Origin of the sequence: Paenibacillus sp. OT2-17 (assembly GCF_009827695.1) — a bacterium.
Classification (GTDB): Bacteria; Bacillota; Bacilli; order Paenibacillales; family Paenibacillaceae; genus Paenibacillus; species Paenibacillus polymyxa_B.
The window spans coordinates 1-1,894 of record NZ_WUDQ01000658.1; the positions used below are offsets into that span (position 1 = coordinate 1).

Below are 1,894 nucleotides of genomic sequence, written 5' to 3' on the forward strand. Positions count from 1 at the left end.
TCGGATTGCTCCTTTGTATTACGTGATGTTAGGAATCTATTTGGTTGTGAACGGGACAGGTCCACGATTTTGGCTTGGAGATCAGGAGGGAGTCACTGCCGCCAATATCGCAGCTCATTTCCTGTTTTTGAATGGTCTGAATCCGTACTGGATCAACAGCATTATTGGTGTGGAATGGTCCATTGCGGTGGAATGTATGTTTTATCTGTTTATCCCCCTATTATTTAAGCTGATCCGATCAATCCGCCATGCGACCTGGTTTGTTGTGATGGCACTTGTGGTAAGCTTTGGGCTAAATGCGGTATTTGCTCAATATCCATGGATTAATGATCACTCTTTATGGGGGCACTATCTGTATTTATGGTTTCCGAATCAATTGCCTGTCTTTGGACTAGGTATATTGTTGTTTTTCATTTGGAAAGACGAGCGGCATTGGAAAAGTATAGACCGGGTCAGTGGAGGTTGGCTGCTGGTTTCTGTGCTATTTGCATTTTTTGGAGGTATGACCGATTATCTCATAGGTATCGGGTTGCTGCTGGGAGCGTATGCTTTGTATCACTGGCAGCCGATCTGGCTGCTTAATCGGGTGTGGTCATGGATCGGCCGTCTTAGTTACAGCATGTATTTGACGCATATGCTGGTTCTGGGACTAATCGTACAGGTTAAACTACCTTTTGCTCCCCTAGTCAGCCTCACACTTATGTTTATCATGACGTTGCTATTCACCATCGGACTATCCTGGTTTACCTACTCGTGGATTGAACAGCCCGGCATCCGTTGGGGGAAAAAGCTTATCTCACGTATGAAGTCTGTGCACAAGCAGGGAGATTCGGTCAAAGAAAGTGTTGCCTAAGCTGCAACTTGAAACAGCATCCGATAACATTTGGTTGAAGTGCTTGAATAAATCTATGAAATAATTGAAAAGACCTCTTGAAAAGTAGCTCCCAGCCCTTTATATTCGATGTACATCCAAGTTTTTGAATACACCGATGAGGTTTGTTGGAATTGTAAAGGAGATGCACGCATGCTTTTGAAGCCAATCGGCTTTTTGCTTTTCTCCACGCTTGAGGGAGTAGCTGTTTTTGCGCTGATTTTGAGTATTTTTAAAGTTAAAATGACCCCTTATCTATGGCAGGCCATTTTTGTTAACCTGATTATGAATTTGCAAAGTTATATGCTCCGAGAGGAGTTTTCCTTTTCGTATTTGGTGCCTGTCGTAAATATGCTGCTTTTTATTTTTTTACTTGCTACGGTCGTGAAGATTCCGATTGTGTGGTCCGGTATTATGACGGTTACAGGTTATTTTGCATATGCCGTTGTTCAGTCGGTATTCCTAAAAGTCATGTTCGGCAACCTTCCGGTTTCTGAGCTGCAGGATGGGTCCTTGAAGGGCTATCTGCTACAAGTGGTAAGCGCGGCAGTAGGACTGCTTATTTCATTGATGTTGTATCGAAAAGGGATCGGCTTTTCCCCTAATTTCAAGAAGCTAAAGTTCAAAGAGGAATATGGCATTGTCATCACGCTGATTATCTTGTCGCTCATTTCAACTTCTATTGTGCTCTACTATAACGAGGTATGGTTAAATATGATATTTTTTGCACTGGTTTCGGGATTTTTCATCTATTATGCAATCGGAAAGGAATACCGGGATGATTGAAGCGATGGCTTTCAAACTTGCTAACCAGATCAAACGTACTGTGCCTGATCATCCGGCCTCTGTCGCGGTACTTAAATACGCACTTGCTCTCATTCTGAATGCGTCCATGATCATCGTGTTAACACTATTCGCCTCAATCTTCACGGGGCGGATGGTAGAGGCTGTAATGATTCTCGTCGCTTTCGCCCTGCTGCGCCAAATATCAGGAGGCATTCATTTGAAAACGGGCATGGCATG

General features: G+C 43.5%; 3 protein-coding genes. All 3 read left to right on the forward strand.

Features of this window, described 5'->3' with window-relative positions; translation table 11 throughout:
- On the forward strand, positions 1 to 853 hold an 853-nt coding region (locus tag GRP75_RS25790; RefSeq protein ID WP_160790751.1), incomplete at its 5' end, for an acyltransferase family protein.
- A 171-nt stretch (positions 854 to 1,024) separates the two neighbouring features.
- Positions 1,025 to 1,657, forward strand: coding sequence for a hypothetical protein (locus GRP75_RS25795; protein ID WP_023988153.1), 633 nt, complete (start codon positions 1,025 to 1,027; stop codon positions 1,655 to 1,657).
- Positions 1,658 to 1,661: 4 nt separating this feature from the next.
- Positions 1,662 to 1,894 (forward strand): accessory gene regulator B family protein (locus GRP75_RS25800; RefSeq protein WP_237449199.1); only part of this gene is annotated, 233 nt, incomplete at its 3' end.

Bases quoted from the DNA above. Each gene is read 5' to 3' on its own strand.
- GRP75_RS25795 (WP_023988153.1), top strand. From the start codon at position 1,025: ATGCTTTTGAAGCCAATCGGCTTTTTGCTTTTCTCCACGCTTGAGGGA.